The sequence below is a fragment of the Bowmanella yangjiangensis genome, from assembly GCF_018531185.1.
Taxonomy (GTDB): Bacteria; Pseudomonadota; Gammaproteobacteria; order Enterobacterales; family Alteromonadaceae; genus Bowmanella; species Bowmanella yangjiangensis.
In genome coordinates, this window is the sequence record NZ_JAHDJU010000003.1 from 44,326 (window position 1) to 61,601 (window position 17,276).

Here is a 17,276-nt window from a genome sequence, read left to right on the forward strand (position 1 = left end):
TACAGCCCTGTTCCCTTCTTTAATCTACGTCTTCCCAAGCGGATCTCTGTTTGTCACGAGCGACAGACAAAAACCCAGGAATTCAAGCTTTATTCGAGGTTTGTTAACCGCCCAATCCTACCACTTAAAATAAAAAATAAATAGCCGCTGCTTGCTCAGATAACAGGCATTCGAGCAAACCCCTGTGACATCTTCACAACCGGATGTTGCTTCTTTACCAATGTAAAAGAGGATTGGTATCCCAGGAGTGGCTGATTATACTAGGCGCCAAATTCTTCCAGTGAGTTAGTTCTATGTCTCAGCAGTCCGCGTCAATGGCCACCCCACATCAAAATGTCGACGAACAAGAAATCGCCAAATTTTCGGCCCTGGCAAGTCGTTGGTGGGATCTGGATGGTGAGTTCAAACCCTTACATCAGATAAACCCATTAAGACTGGACTTTATTGCCCAGCATAGTCACGGGCTGTTCGGTAAAAAGGCTCTGGATGTAGGATGCGGGGGCGGGATCCTGGCAGAAAGCATGGCAAAGATGGGCGCACAGGTTACCGGTATCGATATGGCCAAAGACTCATTGGAAGTGGCTAAGCTGCACGGCCTGGAGTCAGGGGTATCGGTCACTTATGAACTGATTACGGTGGAAGATTTCGCCGAGGCTCACGCCGGTGAGTTTGATGTGGTGACCTGCATGGAAATGCTCGAGCACGTGCCGGATCCCGAGTCTATCGTGCGCGCTTGTGCCAAACTAGTTAAACCCGGTGGCCAGGTGTTTTTCTCGACCTTAAACCGCAATATCAAGTCTTATCTGATGGCAATTGTCGGGGCTGAATATGTATTGGGACTAGTGCCAAAAGGCACACACCAGCACAGCAAATTTATCCGCCCTTCAGAACTGATGAACTGGATAGATAAAACACCACTGCTATGCCGTCATATTGAAGGCCTGCACCTAAATCCACTCAGCGGTCAGTATTACCTGTCCAATAGCAATGTGGATGTCAATTATTTACTGCATTGCCATAACCCCGATGCAGCATGAGCTGGTCAGCCCCAAGGGGCTGCTATTTGATTTGGATGGCACCTTGCTGGATACCGCAGACGATTTAGCCTGTGCGCTTAATCGTTTGCTTGACGAACATGGTTGCTCGACTAAAAGCCGTGAACACTACCGCCCTATCGCCTCTCATGGCGCCATGGGTATGCTCAAACTGGGGTTTCCAGATATCGCATTTGGCTCAGCGGCCTTTGAGGAGCTTAGAAAGCGCTTCTTGTTGTATTACGCCGAGCAGCTTTTCGAACATACCCGCCTGTTTGAAGGTATCGGCGAACTTATCGAAACCCTGGATAGCCAGAATATTCCCTGGGGAATCGTTACCAATAAACCCACTCATCTGACCCTGCCGCTGCTAAAACAATTCAGTGAGTTTAATACAGCAGGCACGCTGATCTGTGGCGATACCCTGACGGTCAGAAAGCCGCACCCTGAACCCTTATTAGTGGCGGCATCTGAATTGAATATTCCAGTGTCACAACTCTGGTATGTGGGTGATGCCGAGCGCGATATGCAAGCGGCCAGAGCAGCCGGTATGACGGCGGTATTAGCCGAGTACGGCTATATCTGCCAGAGTGAACAACCTGAGCAATGGGTGACCGATCTGCGCATCTCGCATCCAAACACCCTAACAAAAACTGTTCAACACAAGATCTAGTGCCAATATCAACTGATAAGCACTATATATCGTCAGATAATAAAGCCAGCGAGTTTAAGAAATAAAAAATTTAGCCGCGCAAAATTCTCTGATTTTTTACTTGCATTCCTATCATCAAAGTCTTTATAGCGACTCTTCGGTGAGTCGCTACTAACCTCATAGCAACTATTGATTTGTTCGGCCATTAAACCACCAGATATTGGGTTGCATAAAGACAAAAACCTCACTATCTTGTGTCAGTGCGAATCACATGGCAAACCACTGGATTCGCTGTTTTCTTCTGCAAACAAGGGGTTGTTTGCAGGCATTTTGCGCTAACTGATAACAATAAGACGGCTACCGGCATGAATAATACGCTTCTCGTTACCAAACGCTCTGGCGAACAAGAGCCAATTGATCTCGACAAAATTCATAAAGTCATCACCTGGGCTGCAAAGGGATTACACAATGTGTCGGTCTCTCAGGTAGAAATTAAGGCTCATATTCAATTCTACGATGGCATCAGAACCTCTGATATTCACGAGACACTGATCAAGTCAGCGGCAGATCTTATCTGTAAAGACAGTCCAGATTATCAGTACCTGGCTGCCCGCTTGGCCATTTTCCATTTGCGCAAGAAGGCCTACGGTCAGTTTGAACCGCCAGCGCTTTACCAGCATGTGGTACGTATGGTCGACATGGGTAAGTACGACAAGCATCTGCTTGAGGACTACACCCAGAGCGAATTTGAACAGATGGATGCTTATCTGGATCACTGGCGTGATATGAACTTCAGCTATGCCGCCGTTAAGCAGTTGGAAGGTAAATATCTGGTTCAAAACCGGGTTACCGGCGAGATCTATGAAAGCGCTCAGTTTCTGTACATGTTGGTCGCTGCCTGTTTGTTTGCCAATTACCCCAAAGAAACACGTTTGGATTACATCAAGCGTTTTTACGATGCGGCGTCCAAGTTCAAGATTTCTCTGCCGACTCCGATCATGGCCGGAGTACGCACCCCTACCCGTCAGTTCAGCTCTTGTGTATTGATCGAGTGCGGTGACAGCCTAGATTCCATTAATGCCACTGCCAGCGCCATTGTTAAATACGTCAGTCAGCGTGCGGGTATTGGTATAAATGCCGGCCGTATCCGTGCTTTAGGTAGCCCTATTCGCGGTGGCGAAGCTTTCCACACCGGTTGTTTGCCGTTTTATAAATATTTCCAAACCGCGGTAAAAAGCTGCTCTCAGGGCGGTGTTCGCGGCGGCGCAGCAACACTTTTCTATCCGTTGTGGCATTTGGAAGTTGAATCCCTGCTGGTGTTGAAGAACAACCGTGGTGTAGAAGAAAACCGCGTTCGTCACCTGGACTACGGTGTCCAGTTTAATAAGCTTATGTACCAGCGCCTGATCAAAGACGAACACATCACCCTGTTCAGCCCTTCCGATGTGCCAGGACTTTATGATGCATTCTTCGCTGATCAGGAAGAATTTGAAAAGCTGTACGTGAAGTACGAGCAAGACGCGTCTATTCGTAAGAAGCAAATTAAGGCCATCGAGCTATTTAGTTTGTTTATGCAGGAACGTGCCAGCACTGGCCGTATTTATCTGCAAAACGTTGATCACTGTAACACTCATAGCCCATTTGACCCGGCCGTTGCCCCGGTACGTCAGAGCAACCTGTGCCTGGAAATTGCCCTGCCAACCAAGCCGTTGGCACATGTTAACGACGAAAACGGTGAAATTGCACTCTGTACGCTGTCTGCATTCAACCTTGGTGCTATCGACAGCCTGGATGAACTGGAAGAGTTAGCCGACCTTGCCGTACGCGCACTGGACAGCTTGCTGGACTATCAGGACTATCCTGTACCTGCGGCTTACAATGCCACTATGGGCCGTCGTACTTTGGGTGTGGGCGTTATCAACTTTGCTTACTACCTGGCCAAGCATGGTGTGCGTTATTCAGACGGCAGTGCCAACGGTTTGGTACACAGAGCCTTTGAAGCCATTCAATATTATCTGTTGCGTGCGTCAGTGGGCCTGGCCAAAGAAAAAGGCGCCTGTCCTAAGTTTAATGAAACCACCTACGCCAAAGGTATTCTGCCCATCGATTCTTATAAAAAGGATCTGGATGCGGTCTGTAATGAACCTTTGCAATACGATTGGGAAGCACTGCGCGCCGATATCCAGAACTATGGTCTGCGTAACAGTACCCTGTCGGCCCTGATGCCGTCCGAAACCTCATCGCAGATCTCAAATGCCACCAACGGCATAGAACCGCCTCGCGGCCATATCAGCGTGAAGTCCAGTAAAGACGGTGTACTTAAACAAGTGGTGCCTGAGTACGAACGTCTTAAAAACCAGTACGAGCTGTTGTGGGATATTCCATCCAACGACGGTTATCTGCAACTGGTCGCCATTATGCAGAAGTTCGTGGATCAGACCATCTCTGCCAACACCAGCTATGATCCAGGCAAATACGAAGGCGGCAAAGTACCGATGAAGTTGTTGCTCAAGGACCTGCTGACCGCTTACAAACTGGGCGTCAAGACCCTGTATTACCATAACACCCGTGATGGTGCGGCTGATACTCAGGAAGACCTGACAGCCGGTAAATCAGATGCCGTGGTAGAAACTGTTGTCGAAGAAGACGACGGTTGTGCCGGTGGCGCCTGTAAAATCTAACCCTCATGGAAAGGCCGGTCATTGACCGGCCTCTGTGCTAAATAACCTGTTGATATTGAGCCGATGAAATACACCACCTTTAACCAACAAAGCACTAACCCACTCGCTGAGCCCATGTTCTTCGGCAATCCTGTGAACGTGGCCCGTTATGATCAGCAAAAACATCAGATTTTTGAAAAGCTGATCGAAAAACAAATCAGTTTTTTCTGGCGCCCGGAAGAAGTAGACGTCAGTAAGGATCGCGTTGATTTCCAAAAGCTCAGTGAGCCTGAAAAACACATTTTCATCTCTAATCTGAAATACCAGACACTACTGGATTCTGTGCAAGGACGTAGCCCCAATATTGCGTTTTTGCCGATAGTTTCACTGCCTGAGTTGGAAACCTGGATCGAGACCTGGTCCTTCTTTGAGACCATTCACTCTCGTTCTTATACCCACATACTGCGCAATTTATTTGCCGATCCCAGTGAAGTATTTGAAGACATCGTATTAAACGAAGAGATTAAGCGCCGGGCCACCGATATTTCCCGCTACTATGATGACCTGATCTTTGCCACCCAGTTATGGCAAACCCAGGGCGAAGGCGTGCATCAGGTTGACGGCCAAAGCTATACAGTTAATCTGCGTGAACTGAAGAAGAAGATGTTCCTGTGCATGAATTCAGTTAATGCTTTGGAAGCCGTGCGTTTCTATGTTTCTTTTGCCTGTACTTTTGCCTTTGCAGAACGCGAGCTGATGGAAGGTAATTCCAAGATCATCAGGTTAATTGCCCGCGACGAAAACCTGCACTTAAGCTCCACTCAGCATATTCTGAATCTGTGGGCTAAAGGCAAGGACGATCCTGAAATGGCGGAAATTGCCGAAGAGTGCCGAGAAGAAGCCCGGGATATCTTCCTTAATGCCGTTGAGCAGGAAAAGCAATGGGCTGCCTACCTGTTCCAGCACGGATCTATGATTGGGCTGAACAAGGACATTCTGTGCCAGTATGTGGAATACATTGCCAATCACCGAATGGCTGCCATTGGTATGGATACCCCCTTTGAGGTGAAGTCTAACCCGCTGCCATGGATGAACAATTACCTCAATTCAGATAACGTGCAGGTTGCTCCACAAGAGTCTGAAATCAGCTCCTATCTGGTGGGGCAAATCGACAGTGAAGTAAGCGTGGATGATTTCGGAGACTTCGATCTCTGATGGCCAATCAATGAAAATGGACAAGCTGTACATTATCCATCTGGATGAACATACGCAGTTAGCGTGCCACAAGGACCAGACGCTGCTGGAGAATCTTGAAGCGCACAAGGTTGAAGTCCATTTTCATTGTCGCGAAGGGTTTTGCGGAGCCTGTCGTACTAAATTAATTGAAGGCCAGGTGGAATACATTACCGATCCCCTGGCCTATATTGACGATGACGAAATACTGCCCTGTTGCTGCAAAGCCAAGTCAGATCTAAAAATTAAACTCAGCTAGTCTTTTCCACTCCCTCTTGCCAGAACAAAACCCAGCCAATCCGGCGCAACCAACACAACGAGCGGTTTATTTATTGACCTTACCCTAGTGGAAAGCTCCAGGCTGAATGCGCACCTCAAGTAAGACGCTTGAGGATAGCTAGCAAAAAGGAGTCAACTATGACAATTCTCGTTACCGCTCACAGCACCAAGCCCGGTATGGAAGATAGATATGAGGCATTCTTGCGTCACAGAAAACTGCGCTATGTACGCAGCCTGCCAGGCATAAAAAGTTATCGCGTGTTCAGAACCGAACGTCGATTTGCTCAATCAACGCCAGATGGAACTCCTAAACGCTATGACATCATGGCTATCATTGAGCTAGATAGCCGCGAACAAGACATTCTGGCAATTTACCAAAGCGACGCCTGGCAAAGGTTTATGCAAGAATATATTGAGTGGCTGGAAGATGATCCAGCCATTTATCTTGCCCATGAAATTCAGGAAGATAGCCTTGCAAGTTAAGTTTGCCGGCCGGGCTGGATGTCACACGAGATGCTTCATCCAGCCCAGAGCCTGACAACTTCTATTCATAATGGCGTTCACGCTTTAGCTCGATTGTATCGATATAGCCATGCCAGGTGGCATACCCAATAAGCGGCATCAGAATAATAAAGGCGGCAAAGCCGGTCACAAAACCAATTCCCACTGCGGTGGCAATAATCAGGGCCCAAATCATCATGGGGACTTTATTCACCCATACTGCATTCATACTGGTTAGCACAGCTGTGGCCAAATTGACCCGTCTTTCCATTAATATGGGTTGAGTAAAGGCACTGATAAAAAACACCAACATAGTAAAACCGGCCCCAACCACAGTACCCAGTGCCAGGAAAGGCAGCAGATTTTCTAAGTTTTCCTCTAAATATGGGGGATACAAGGCATGAATGAGTGATGCCACCCTTAACCAGAAAATCATCAGTACCAACAGCAGAATGCCCAGTCCCCATTCATTCACCGCATTGCGCTTAATGGCCTTAATACTGTGCCAGAGTGACGGGCTATGACCTTTTTCAAGCTCCCAACTGACGTCGTATAAGCCAGCCGCTAGAAAAGGCCCAATCAACATAAAACAGACAATCGAAGGCAATATGATTAAGTGCCAGCCGGTTAACGCCACCATGTAGGTAATCAACCAGGGAATCGCAGTAAATATGACGCCATAAAAAGCAGTTAATAGCGGCGCCCGCATTAAGTCACGCCATCCCAGCGCCAACCATTTCAACGGGTCGCCCAAATCCAGTTCTTTGCAAGGAATAACCCGCGCAATACCGCTATCGGTAATAGCATTGTGGGGCGTTTCTTTAAAAGAGTGGGACATAAAACCTCCGGCAATGATTTGTCTTAACAAGGCCAAGCCATTACTGATTAGCTAACAGCAAGGTGCCTTAAAAGCATAAGCAGAGATCGGTAACTTTGCCTGATTTATGCCACTAACTGCCTAAAATTCACACTGTTAGCTTGTTTTACTTGTCTACACCCCGAGGGCCGGACGCCAGCTTAGAGACTGACCAAAGTGACGGGAAACGCTGATATTTAGTTCATTGAACAAGGTGACATGTCCGACACCTGGGGTCAGGCAAGAAAGCACAAACTGATGACAGTTATTTCGCATCAAATCGTAAGCCGAATACTCAAATACTCTAGCGACAGCACGCTCTCCAGCATGCAGATCGGCGAGGACATTGCCATCGGCATCACATGCCACAAAAATCTTATCGCCACTGCGGTTAGCTAAGAATCGTTGGGGAGACACAGCCCGGATCAAGCCGTTACCGTTTAGCTCTATAATGCTGCCGTCCATCCATATACCGCTATGATCAAATACACCAAATACCCCACAGCACACTACTGCACCATTAAGTATGGCTGCAGACTGTTGAGACTCGCCAGGATGGTGCAGCACAATGTCCCTCGAGCGTTCTCTGGCTAGGTGTTTTCCCGCAGCCAATGCCCCAAGTCCCACCCCCAACCACAAAAACGGTATCGGCATGGCATCTACTCCAACAAAATCTTCTAGTTTGTATGTATCAGTAGTGGGCTCCTTTGCCAAATCAGTGAATGTAAGCCAATGTGTCGGATAAGACGCAATATTCGTGTTAAAAAGCCCTATCAGACTTATTCAACAGGATATAAGATCGATAAAAATTTTCTTTACCGCATTGCAGACAAAGCCTGCAAGTCTGTATTACTCTGTAAGCCCGTTTTCCAACCCCTGCAGTTCATGAAACAGATTGTAAAATCCAGCAAACTCAATGACGTATGTTATGACATCCGCGGCCCCGTGCTGGCCGAAGCGAAAAGGCTGGAGGATGAAGGGCACAGAGTACTTAAACTGAATATCGGCAACCCTGCCCCCTTTGGTTTTGAAGCACCAGACGACATTCTTAAAGACGTCATCCACAATCTTCCTACCGCACAAGGCTACGCAGATGCCAAAGGCCTCTACTCTGCCCGTGTAGCCGTAATGCAGTATTACCAGCAGCAGAATGTCAAAAACATTGATATTGAAGATGTGTTTATTGGTAATGGGGTGAGTGAGCTGATTGTGATGGCCATGCAGGCCCTGTTGAATATGGGCGATGAGGTATTACTGCCAGCGCCAGATTACCCATTGTGGACAGCCGCAGTTACATTATCTTCTGGCACACCAGTACATTATCGCTGTGACGAACAGGCTGGCTGGTTTCCAGACATAGAAGATATCAAGGCCAAAATCACCCCAAACACTCGCGCTATTGTGTTGATTAACCCGAACAACCCGACCGGCGCGGTGTACAGCAAAGAGCTGTTGTTGGAAATAATTGAGGTAGCGCGTACCCACGGCCTGGTGATTTTCAGCGATGAGATCTATGACAAGATCCTCTACGACGAAGCCAAACACACCTGTATTGCCTCACTGGCTGACGACCTGTTGTTTGTCACTTTTAGTGGCTTGTCTAAAAACTATCGGGTAGCGGGCTTCCGTTCTGGCTGGATGGTACTGAGCGGTAATAAAAAGTTGGGGCGTAGTTATATGGAGGGGCTCAATCTATTGGCCTCCATGCGCATGTGCGCGAACGTGCCCTGCCAACATGCGGTACAAACTGCATTGGGCGGCTATCAAAGTATTAACGATCTGGTCAAAGCCGACGGCCGTCTTCGTCTGCAGCGGGACACGGCATGGCGCTTACTGGAACAGATTCCCGGTATTTCTTGCGTAAAGCCCAAAGGTGCCATGTACTGTTTTGCTAAAGTAGATGCGGCCAGATTCAACATTCGTAATGATGAGCAAATGATCCTCGACTTATTACGTCAGGAAAAAGTACTGTTGGTCCATGGCAGCGCCTTTAACTTAAGAGACGGCTGCTACTTCCGCTTGGTATTTTTGCCCCATGCCGATGTTCTCCAGTCTGCGCTGGGTAAAGTTGAGCGTTTCTTTGCCGGTTATCGTCAGGACAATGGCCAGTGAGTAGTTCGCAAAGCCACTTTTTTGCCCACTTGGCCAGGATGAAACTGATCAATCGCTGGCCTTTGATGCGTAACGTAAGCACCGAAAACGTGCAGGAACACAGTTTGCAGGTGGCCATGGTGGCTCATGCATTGGCGATGATCCGCAACCGTTTTTATGGCGGCACGCTGGATCCTTTTCGCATCGCCACGCTTGCCATGTTCCATGATGTATCCGAAGTACTGACCGGAGATCTGCCAACTCCGGTCAAGTATTACAATCCGGCTATTCAGCAGGAATATAAGAAGATTGAGCAAATTGCCGAACAGAAACTCATTGAGATGGCACCTGATGCCTTTCGCCAGGATTATGCCGAACTTATCGACGGGCAATACCAAACAAGTGATGAAAAGTTCATTATCAAAGCTGCGGATATTATCTGCGCCTATCTAAAAACCCTGGAAGAACTGTCCGCGGGTAATCATGAATTTGAACTGGCTAAGCGTCGCCTGGATAACATACTCAAAGATTATCAGTCCGATGAGGTCAATTATTTCCTTGAAGCTTATGTACCAAGCTTCTCTTTAAGTCTGGACGAAATAACCCAGGAGTAGTGAATGTCCCTCTGGCTTGCACGACAACAAACGCAACCTGAAAGACAGGGGGATCACCGCTCACCCTTCCAGCGTGACAAAGCCAGAGTGTTACACTCTGCCGCCTTTCGCCGCTTGCAGGCAAAAACCCAGGTATTGGGTGTGGGTATGAACGATTTTCACCGTACCCGCCTTACCCATTCACTAGAAGCTTCGCAGATTGGTCAGGGCATAGCCGCACAGCTGCGTCAGAAGTATCCCCAGCAAAGTGAACAGTTGGCGTTAAACGATAATTTGATCGAAGCCTTGTGTCTTGCCCACGATATTGGTCATCCCCCTTTTGGCCACGGCGGCGAAACAGCGCTTAACTATATGATGCGTGAGCACGGCGGCTTCGAAGGCAACGGCCAGACGTTTCGTATTGTGACTAAACTCGAGCCCTATAGCCCGGATGCAGGCATGAATCTTTGCCGTCGTACGCTGCTAGGTCTGGTGAAATACCCAAACCTACAAAGTAGATTACGGCTCAGCCAACCTGCATCTGAGCAACTTACAGACTGGCAGCCGGCCAAAGGGCTGTTCGACGATGACCAGGACACCTTTGACTGGCTACTGGCGCCGCTTGAACAGCAAGATAGAGACAGGTTCTGTGAATTTTTTTCTTTTAATCAGCATCTTGCCAAAACACGTTTTAAGTCGTTCGATTGTTCAATTATGGAACTGGCTGACGATATTGCCTACAGCATCCACGATCTGGAAGATGCCATAGTGACCGGCATAGTCAATCAAACAAGTTTTATCAGTGAAGTTGCTGAACCTATCAAGGCCCAGGGAATTGCATGGCTAAGCCAGAGCATACTGGGTTTAGCAGACAAACTTTTCAGTGGTGAACATTGGGAGCGCAAAGACGCTATTGGCGCACTGGTTAATGGTTTTATCACCGCCGTTGAAATTCGTACCACCCACCCTGAGTTTATCCATCCCCTGCTAGCAAACAACGCAGCACTTCCTCAGGACTACCACCAGGCACTGGAGGAGTTTAAAGGTTACGTCTATCGCAGAGTTATCCAACAAAGTGAAGTACAGCGTATGGAATACAAAGGCCAGCAATTGGTGATGGCATTGTTTGACGCTTTCTGTTCTGATCCTCTGCGTCTGTTACCGGAAAATACCCGCCAACGTTGGCTAAAAGGACAATCACAAGGTCAGGCACATCGGGTTATTGCAGATTATATCTCGGGCATGACAGATGAATTCGCCTCAAGGCTTTATGGGCAGTTATTCTTACCACGAAGCAACTAAATGACGCAGTACTCATACTGCCAAGGCATGATAATTTAAACACACGAACAGGACGGTTATATGTATCAACCAGGGATTGGCATTGTCAGCACAGACGCGCAAGTAATAAGCGCTATCGTCGGTGGCCTTCGCCCATTGTTCAATCAGCCTGATATAAGAGAATTGCATATTTATGGCGATAATCCTGGCAACAGGTTAACTATCGAGCCATTGCCTCTCTACTCTGCACTGAGGGACAAAGCCCAGTCACAGCTGACCAGCCTGGATAAGCCCTTGGCGCTAACCCTCTATATTGCAGAAAGTCTGGAAGACTTGACCAGCCTGCTACAAAATCAGCAGGCTTACTCATTAGATATGCTGCTTTTCGATAATCAGGCGGGCCTATCTCAGGCAACCCTGGTTGAAAAAACGGATTCCTTTTATCAACACCTAAATGCGCTGACAATTCAGGCGATACGCACGCCTCAATCAACCTGGTACTTAAATCCTCCGCCTGCCGACAACAGCCTGCTTTACGCCATTACCGATACCATCGAACATTATTTGGATAAGCGCCAGCCAAAATGGCAGGCAGTGTTGGCCAGTCAGACTCTGGTGGATGTAATGGAATATTTGGTGCGATTTCATTGCAACCCGCTGTTAGCCAGAAAAGTCCGCGGGCTGCCAGCCAGGCAGGTGCATAGCTCCGCCGACTATGGCAAGCGCCCTATCAGTCTAGCCAGCTTCATGCTTGAATTTTTCTCTAACCGGGTGGATGACAACTGGCTATTTGCCTACTTTACCGGCTCTATTATCGCGCCATTTATTGATGCCATGGAGTCGGCTCTGGCGAATCGACAAGTCACTATTATCAATGGTTGCAATGAACATAGTCTGGCATGCAGCGCACTGGCTAACTGGCAGCTTCACCAGTCGCCCTATCTGATTACGGTCACCTGCGGAATGATGCTGGAGTTCAAAGGCAGCCTGCTGAATTTGAAACGCAGCCGGGCACGGGGGTTTATAGTTTGTGGTGAGGGGGAAACCACGGGCTGGTTTGCCGCGCAAGGCATGATCAATGCTGAGGAAGATGTACGAAAAATCCTCGATGCGATGGACATTCCCTGGGTATACATGCAGGAACCCGCCCAGCTTGATGAAGACCTCAGGCAGGCTCAATATTTGTATTACAACAAACCAGGCCCTGTGGTGCTCTTGCCCACCCCCAGAGTATTGGATACTTGCCGCAGCTTACCGGCCGATCTGCTTAACGGCCCATCCGAACCTGAGGTATCAACTACAACCAACCAAGTCCCCGAAGAGGTTATGCAAATCCTCAATCAGGATATGCGAAAAGTCTTATGGGTGATTGATAGCCCGCTTAGCGAGCAGGAACAGCAGGATCTGCAGGTAATCGCCGAACAGGCCGGTATCGCCTTGGCTGACTCTGTGCAGCGCCCTGGCACTGTCAGTGCATATCAACATGGCCACAAAAACACCCAGTATTTGGGCACCTTAGGGGTCTATGGTACCAGTCGTCCAACCCTGCAATACCTTTATACCGACGGGGAACTTAACAGCAAAGACGAGCAAATTCTGTTCTTCCTTAAAAGCCGCCTGGGCCAGCCATCCAGCCCCTTCCCTTTTGGTAATTTTAAAACCCGCTTAGACACAGTGCAGGTGACCAACATCCCTGAACATATGGCACCTTACGTTAGTCGGGGTCTATGTATGGATGTTGCTGACTTCTTACATCAAGTTCGCAGCCGCCTAAAGGTTGCCCCGCCCGTACTGGCGTTTCGTCAAAAGGCCTTACATACCGCACAATCAGCACCGCCAAGTTTACTCAATCAACTGCCCAGCAGTCCTATGGCACCAGATTATTTCTACGCGCAGCTAAACCAGCTACTGACAGAGTTAATCACGCAGCAGGATTACCGCTACACAGGTTTGTTTGATGCAGGGCGATGTGGCTTTGGTGCGCTGTGCAGTGTTATTCGCACCGATGTAGGTTTTTCCAGTATTTATGGGCGCGGCTGCATGGGTGATGCCCTGATGGCTTTCCCTCTCACGGCCCTGACCAGCCCGGCCAATACCATCGCCTTTATCGGCGACGGGGCACGGAGTCTGGTGCCAGATATACTGCCATTTGTGCTAAAAAACCTAAGCGGAAGACAGACTATTAGAGGCAGCGCCACCTTGTTTGTGTTCGTTAATAACAGCTTGTCCATGGTCCGTACCTATCAGGAACGGGCCATTCTAGGACATGCCGGTGCTCAGATGAACAGTGTCAACCTGAAACAACCCGATGCAACATGGCAACATCAAGGCGTGAATATTAATCTGGCCACTGTTCACCATTTCGATCCGGTACAAATGCGACAATGGCTAACCGCAAAAAACCAAGTAAATATTATTCAGGTAATGACCGCCCATAACAATCAGGGCGAGATGTACCGTCATTTTGCCGCCGACTGGTATATCTGATATGTCAAAAAGTGCCATTTTAAAAGATGTTGTGGTGCTGGAACTGGCTTTTATGGCCTCCGGCCCCATGTGTGCCACTTTGCTGGCAGACCTCGGTGCCCAGGTAATCAAGATTGAGCCTCCCAAGGGCGGCGATATGTTTCGCTTTATGCCGCCCTTTGGCCAGACCGAGCACGCGGGAGAAAACGTCAACGGCGCCTTTCTTAGCATTAATCGCAATAAACGTTCGTTGGCCCTGAATTATCGAAAAGGAATAGGCAAAGACACCCTATTAAGCCTAATTCAACAAGCCGATGTGCTGATTGAAGGCTTCAAACCCGGCAGCATGGAAAAATGGGGACTGGACTATGACAGTTTGCGACAGCTTAACCCTCGCCTGATTTATTGCCATATCTCGGGTTACGGATTAACTGGCCCGGATGCAACCAGAATGCAACATGAGGGCAATCTAGCTGCCCTTAGTGGATTGATAGACAGTTTTGCCCCCGGGCCTGCCATTCCGCATCTTGCACCGGGGTTGTCAATGGTAGGCGCCTATACTGCGCTTAGCGGCATTCTTGCAGCCCTATTGCATCGCACGCAAACCGGTGAAGGGCAACTTGTGGATATTGCCGTATTGGACGCGCTAATGGGGCTTCAGGCTCCGGCTGCCGGAGAACTTCACAACTGCGACCAACCCAGGCAAGGCCAGGCCTTTATGCAAGGAGAATGGCCCCGTAACGCACTTTACCAATGCGCCTGTGGCCACTATTTGTATTTTGGTGCCGGTGAGCACAGATATTATCAGGGCTTTTTGCATCAGGTTGAGCGAGAAGATATTCTCGATATTAACGATCCCCATCAACAAACACAGGCCCTTCGCGCCCTTTTCCTTAGCCGTTCACGCGCCGACTGGTTGGCAGACTTTGGTGACACCGACTATTGCATCAGCCCGGTCAACCGACTGGATCAAGCGCTACAGGAACCACAGGTAAAATCGCGGCAACCCTTGCAATATGTGAAAAGTGCCAAAGGTGAACATATTAGCCTTGGCACTATCATTAAACTTTCCGCCCATCAGCCCCCCATAGCCCAACCCGCACCAAAACTGGGACAACACAGCAAAATGGTGTTGCAGGAGTTTGGCATTGACGACGCGCAAATTCAGGCCTTGCAAACAACAAGGCAACTTTTACAGAAAGATTGATTAAAAAAAACACTTGCATGTTTATTTATACAGTACTACTGTTTACACAACTACTGTATAAATAAACAAGGTTTTGTTATGGCCGTTAATGCACTGCTTACTTCCCGTCACCAACCCGGCGTTTTGGAATTATCTATGTATCAAGGTGCCCAGCTACGTAGTTTGATGCAGCACTTTGAACAACAAGGAAAATGGGTCTACCTGTTGTCAAACAGTCTGAAGTTCAAACGCACTGAACATAACAGTCAGCATCTGGCCAAGCCTGATGCAGACAAAACCCTCGACTGGCTGGAAAAGCTCATTACTGCCGGTAAAACCTGTGCCTTGTTTGTAGAAGAACTATTCATTGACGAATTGAGTCGCAAGCGCTTAGAACAGTTATGCCGCCAGTTCAGTGTCACCGTAGTAAACATCAGTAAAGAAAAAAACCTGGACAGCAATCTTATTTTTGGGCCATGGTAATGGGCTTGATACTCCCTATTGCCACCTTCCCCATGACCCGACTTTGCTATTGCCACAGCCAGCAACCTTTTACTCAATGCTGTGAACCGCTACTCAGCGGTAACTCCACAGCACCCAGTGCTGAAGCACTGATGCGTTCACGCTACAGCGCCTACGCCACGGCAAATTTTGACTATGTGCTGAATACCTACAGCCGGGAAAAGCGCGAGCATCTAACACTGGCAGACTTACAAGAGAACGCCGAGGCCACGCAATGGTTGGCGTTACAAGTAGAGTCACACAGCGCTGATGGTGAGACTGCCGAAGTGCAGTTTTGTGCTTATTTCAAAGAACAGGGCAAGCTGTATAAGTTACATGAGCTTTCCAGGTTTGTACGTGAAGAACAGCAGTGGAAGTATCATGATGGTGACATACTACCCGACACCGGCACAGTGAAAATGGGCCGCAATGATCCCTGCTTTTGTGGCAGTGAGCGTAAGTTTAAACAGTGTTGCGGCAAAGGCTGAGCTTAGTTCCAGCCTTGGTGTCATCGCTTCTCGAGCAAGATTGCAACTGATAATTCTTTTCCCGCCTTTAAACCTTTGTCGCTCTAGCCTCAACATATACTTGCTTACAAAATCACCCTGCTCAGGGGGATTGCCCAGGTCTACACTGCCTTATGTGTCGCAGAACATTTTTTACATTTGATACAATTAACCAACATTTAGTCAAAAGTGCTAAGTGATGCGTATTTTGTTAAGCGATAGAACAATAAAAATATCTATCTAGTTGTTTTATATGAAGTATTTTTGCTGGCACGTTCAGTGCTTTACTGAATTCAGCAAACACAACGTAAAATGCAACAGTTTCGGGGACCACCATGCAATCCAGATTCGTCAAGACACTTATCGCCAGTTCCATCTTAATTAGCGCCGGACTGATGACCGGCTGCGGGGGCGCAGAGGCCACAGTTGATACTGCGCAGAAGAAGGTGGAAGTTATCGCCATTCCCGTTGAAGTCGCGCCGCTCAGCCAAGGTGATATTTCGTCCAACTACGCCACCACCGCCATTCTTGAAGCAAAAGAAGAAGCCTTTGTTGTGGCACGGGCATCAGGCATCATCCATGAGATCCTGGTTGAAGAAGGTGACTACGTTGAAAAAGGGCAAGTGCTGGCCAAACTGGAAACCGAACGCTATATCCTCAACCTCAAGCGGGCCGAAGCGAATCTGACCGGAATTGAGAAAGAACTGAACAAAGTTCGTGATATGTATGCGAAGAAACTGGTCAGCGACGATGCCTATGACAAGCTCAGTGCATCTTATGACGCGGCTAAGGCCGAACTGGAGCTGGCTCGACTGGATTTGGCCGAAACCACTATTCGCGCCCCCATCGCGGGTTTTATCGCAGAACGCAATGCCAAAGTAGGTAATCTCACAGAATCATTCCAGCGTGAGCGCATGTTCCATATTGTGCAGCAAAAGCAGCTATATGGCATGGTTCACCTTCCCGAGAAAGAGCTGTCCCGCGTGCACCTGCAGCAAGCTGCCCAATTGGACATTGCCGCTGCCAATGACAACAGGGTCAAGGCCTACGTGGAACGTATCAGCCCTGTAATTGACGCCAAAACCGGCACATTCAAAGTAACCTTACGTGTTCCCAATGACGACAATTATCTCAAGGCGGGTATGTTTGCTCAGGTCAAACTGAATTATGACACCCACGCCAACGCTACCTTGTTGCCCCGCCAGGCCATTATCAATATTGACGATAAAAGCAGTGTGTTTGTCGTGCGAGACGGTATCGCTGAGAAAGTACAAGTCCAAACCGGCTACGCAGAGGGTGATGTAGTGGAAGTGGTGAATGGTCTTGATGGTTCCGAGCAGGTGGTGGTAACAGGTCACCATAATCTTAAAGACAAAGCCCCGGTTGAAGTAGTCAACGACGTACAACTGGCCAAGAGCTAAGCACAGGAGCCATTGC

Annotated in this window: 16 protein-coding genes; 14 read left to right on the forward strand and 2 right to left on the reverse strand. The window is 48.5% G+C overall.

Annotated elements, in window-relative coordinates; translation table 11 throughout:
- Nucleotides 1-293: 293 nt before the first annotated feature.
- The 6 genes from ubiG (at nucleotide 294) to KJY73_RS15800 (ending at nucleotide 6,341) form a co-directional block, all read left to right on the forward strand.
- Entirely contained in the window at nucleotides 294-1,037 is a 744-nt protein-coding gene (ubiG, locus tag KJY73_RS15775) for a bifunctional 2-polyprenyl-6-hydroxyphenol methylase/3-demethylubiquinol 3-O-methyltransferase UbiG (protein ID WP_232848699.1), read from the forward strand.
- Nucleotides 994-1,707 (forward strand): HAD family hydrolase, encoded by a 714-nt coding sequence (locus tag KJY73_RS15780; RefSeq protein WP_232848700.1) that lies wholly within the window; start codon nucleotides 994-996, stop codon nucleotides 1,705-1,707. The genes ubiG and KJY73_RS15780 overlap by 44 nt, the downstream gene beginning before the upstream one ends.
- Before the next feature lie 344 nt (nucleotides 1,708-2,051).
- Entirely contained in the window at nucleotides 2,052-4,367 is a 2,316-nt protein-coding gene (nrdA, locus tag KJY73_RS15785) for a class 1a ribonucleoside-diphosphate reductase subunit alpha (protein WP_206595137.1), read from the forward strand.
- A gap of 63 nt (nucleotides 4,368-4,430) precedes the next feature.
- A complete protein-coding gene (gene nrdB / locus KJY73_RS15790) occupies nucleotides 4,431-5,561 on the forward strand; it encodes a class Ia ribonucleoside-diphosphate reductase subunit beta (RefSeq protein ID WP_206595136.1) in 1,131 nt (376 codons plus the stop codon).
- Nucleotides 5,562-5,577: 16 nt separating this feature from the next.
- Nucleotides 5,578-5,838 carry a class I ribonucleotide reductase maintenance protein YfaE gene (gene yfaE / locus KJY73_RS15795; RefSeq protein WP_232848739.1) on the forward strand — a complete coding sequence of 87 codons (261 nt, stop codon included), beginning with the start codon at nucleotides 5,578-5,580 and terminating at the stop codon, nucleotides 5,836-5,838.
- Nucleotides 5,839-5,996: 158 nt separating this feature from the next.
- Nucleotides 5,997-6,341, forward strand: coding sequence for a hypothetical protein (locus KJY73_RS15800; RefSeq protein ID WP_214344715.1), 345 nt, complete (start codon nucleotides 5,997-5,999; stop codon nucleotides 6,339-6,341).
- A 61-nt stretch (nucleotides 6,342-6,402) separates the two neighbouring features.
- Here KJY73_RS15800 and KJY73_RS15805 read toward each other — a convergent pair whose 3' ends face one another.
- Together KJY73_RS15805 and KJY73_RS15810 are read right to left on the reverse strand one after the other, a co-directional pair.
- Nucleotides 6,403-7,197 carry a DUF2189 domain-containing protein gene (locus KJY73_RS15805; RefSeq protein ID WP_214344716.1) on the reverse strand — a complete coding sequence of 265 codons (795 nt, stop codon included), beginning with the start codon at nucleotides 7,195-7,197 and terminating at the stop codon, nucleotides 6,403-6,405.
- A 153-nt stretch (nucleotides 7,198-7,350) separates the two neighbouring features.
- Nucleotides 7,351-7,869, reverse strand: coding sequence for a hypothetical protein (locus KJY73_RS15810; protein WP_214344717.1), 519 nt, complete (start codon nucleotides 7,867-7,869; stop codon nucleotides 7,351-7,353).
- Between the two features lie 231 nt (nucleotides 7,870-8,100).
- Between KJY73_RS15810 and KJY73_RS15815 the strand changes: the two genes are divergently transcribed.
- From KJY73_RS15815 to KJY73_RS15850, 8 genes are all read left to right on the forward strand, one after another.
- Entirely contained in the window at nucleotides 8,101-9,327 is a 1,227-nt protein-coding gene (locus tag KJY73_RS15815; protein ID WP_214344718.1) for a pyridoxal phosphate-dependent aminotransferase, read from the forward strand.
- A gap of 38 nt (nucleotides 9,328-9,365) precedes the next feature.
- Nucleotides 9,366-9,920, forward strand: coding sequence for a 5'-deoxynucleotidase (gene yfbR / locus KJY73_RS15820; RefSeq protein WP_232848740.1), 555 nt, complete (start codon nucleotides 9,366-9,368; stop codon nucleotides 9,918-9,920).
- A gap of 3 nt (nucleotides 9,921-9,923) precedes the next feature.
- Nucleotides 9,924-11,201 carry an anti-phage deoxyguanosine triphosphatase gene (locus tag KJY73_RS15825; protein ID WP_214344720.1) on the forward strand — a complete coding sequence of 426 codons (1,278 nt, stop codon included), beginning with the start codon at nucleotides 9,924-9,926 and terminating at the stop codon, nucleotides 11,199-11,201.
- A gap of 60 nt (nucleotides 11,202-11,261) precedes the next feature.
- Entirely contained in the window at nucleotides 11,262-13,667 is a 2,406-nt protein-coding gene (locus KJY73_RS15830; RefSeq protein ID WP_214344721.1) for a hypothetical protein, read from the forward strand.
- Between the two features lies 1 nt (nucleotide 13,668).
- Nucleotides 13,669-14,853 (forward strand): CaiB/BaiF CoA transferase family protein, encoded by a 1,185-nt coding sequence (locus KJY73_RS15835; RefSeq protein WP_214344722.1) that lies wholly within the window; start codon nucleotides 13,669-13,671, stop codon nucleotides 14,851-14,853.
- A 78-nt stretch (nucleotides 14,854-14,931) separates the two neighbouring features.
- On the forward strand, nucleotides 14,932-15,315 hold the full coding sequence (locus KJY73_RS15840) for a hypothetical protein (RefSeq protein WP_206595127.1): 384 nt from the start codon (nucleotides 14,932-14,934) through the stop codon (nucleotides 15,313-15,315).
- Nucleotides 15,315-15,821, forward strand: a complete 507-nt coding sequence (locus KJY73_RS15845) for a YchJ family protein (protein WP_232848701.1) — start codon at nucleotides 15,315-15,317, stop codon at nucleotides 15,819-15,821. Before KJY73_RS15840 ends, KJY73_RS15845 begins: the two co-directional genes overlap by 1 nt.
- Before the next feature lie 353 nt (nucleotides 15,822-16,174).
- Entirely contained in the window at nucleotides 16,175-17,260 is a 1,086-nt protein-coding gene (locus tag KJY73_RS15850) for an efflux RND transporter periplasmic adaptor subunit (protein WP_214344723.1), read from the forward strand.
- Nucleotides 17,261-17,276 lie beyond the last annotated feature (16 nt).

Bases quoted from the DNA above. Each gene is read 5' to 3' on its own strand.
- KJY73_RS15815 (WP_214344718.1), top strand. From the start codon at position 8,101: ATGAAACAGATTGTAAAATCCAGCAAACTCAATGACGTATGTTATGAC.
- KJY73_RS15780 (WP_232848700.1), top strand. From the start codon at position 994: ATGTCAATTATTTACTGCATTGCCATAACCCCGATGCAGCATGAGCTG.
- KJY73_RS15835 (WP_214344722.1), top strand. From the start codon at position 13,669: ATGTCAAAAAGTGCCATTTTAAAAGATGTTGTGGTGCTGGAACTGGCT.
- ubiG (WP_232848699.1), top strand. From the start codon at position 294: ATGTCTCAGCAGTCCGCGTCAATGGCCACCCCACATCAAAATGTCGAC.
- KJY73_RS15810 (WP_214344717.1), bottom strand. From the start codon at position 7,869: ATGCCGATACCGTTTTTGTGGTTGGGGGTGGGACTTGGGGCATTGGCT.
- nrdB (WP_206595136.1), top strand. From the start codon at position 4,431: ATGAAATACACCACCTTTAACCAACAAAGCACTAACCCACTCGCTGAG.
- KJY73_RS15825 (WP_214344720.1), top strand. From the start codon at position 9,924: ATGTCCCTCTGGCTTGCACGACAACAAACGCAACCTGAAAGACAGGGG.
- yfbR (WP_232848740.1), top strand. From the start codon at position 9,366: ATGAAACTGATCAATCGCTGGCCTTTGATGCGTAACGTAAGCACCGAA.
- KJY73_RS15845 (WP_232848701.1), top strand. From the start codon at position 15,315: ATGGGCTTGATACTCCCTATTGCCACCTTCCCCATGACCCGACTTTGC.
- KJY73_RS15830 (WP_214344721.1), top strand. From the start codon at position 11,262: ATGTATCAACCAGGGATTGGCATTGTCAGCACAGACGCGCAAGTAATA.
- KJY73_RS15840 (WP_206595127.1), top strand. From the start codon at position 14,932: ATGGCCGTTAATGCACTGCTTACTTCCCGTCACCAACCCGGCGTTTTG.
- KJY73_RS15800 (WP_214344715.1), top strand. From the start codon at position 5,997: ATGACAATTCTCGTTACCGCTCACAGCACCAAGCCCGGTATGGAAGAT.
- nrdA (WP_206595137.1), top strand. From the start codon at position 2,052: ATGAATAATACGCTTCTCGTTACCAAACGCTCTGGCGAACAAGAGCCA.
- yfaE (WP_232848739.1), top strand. From the start codon at position 5,578: ATGGACAAGCTGTACATTATCCATCTGGATGAACATACGCAGTTAGCG.
- KJY73_RS15805 (WP_214344716.1), bottom strand. From the start codon at position 7,197: ATGTCCCACTCTTTTAAAGAAACGCCCCACAATGCTATTACCGATAGC.
- KJY73_RS15850 (WP_214344723.1), top strand. From the start codon at position 16,175: ATGCAATCCAGATTCGTCAAGACACTTATCGCCAGTTCCATCTTAATT.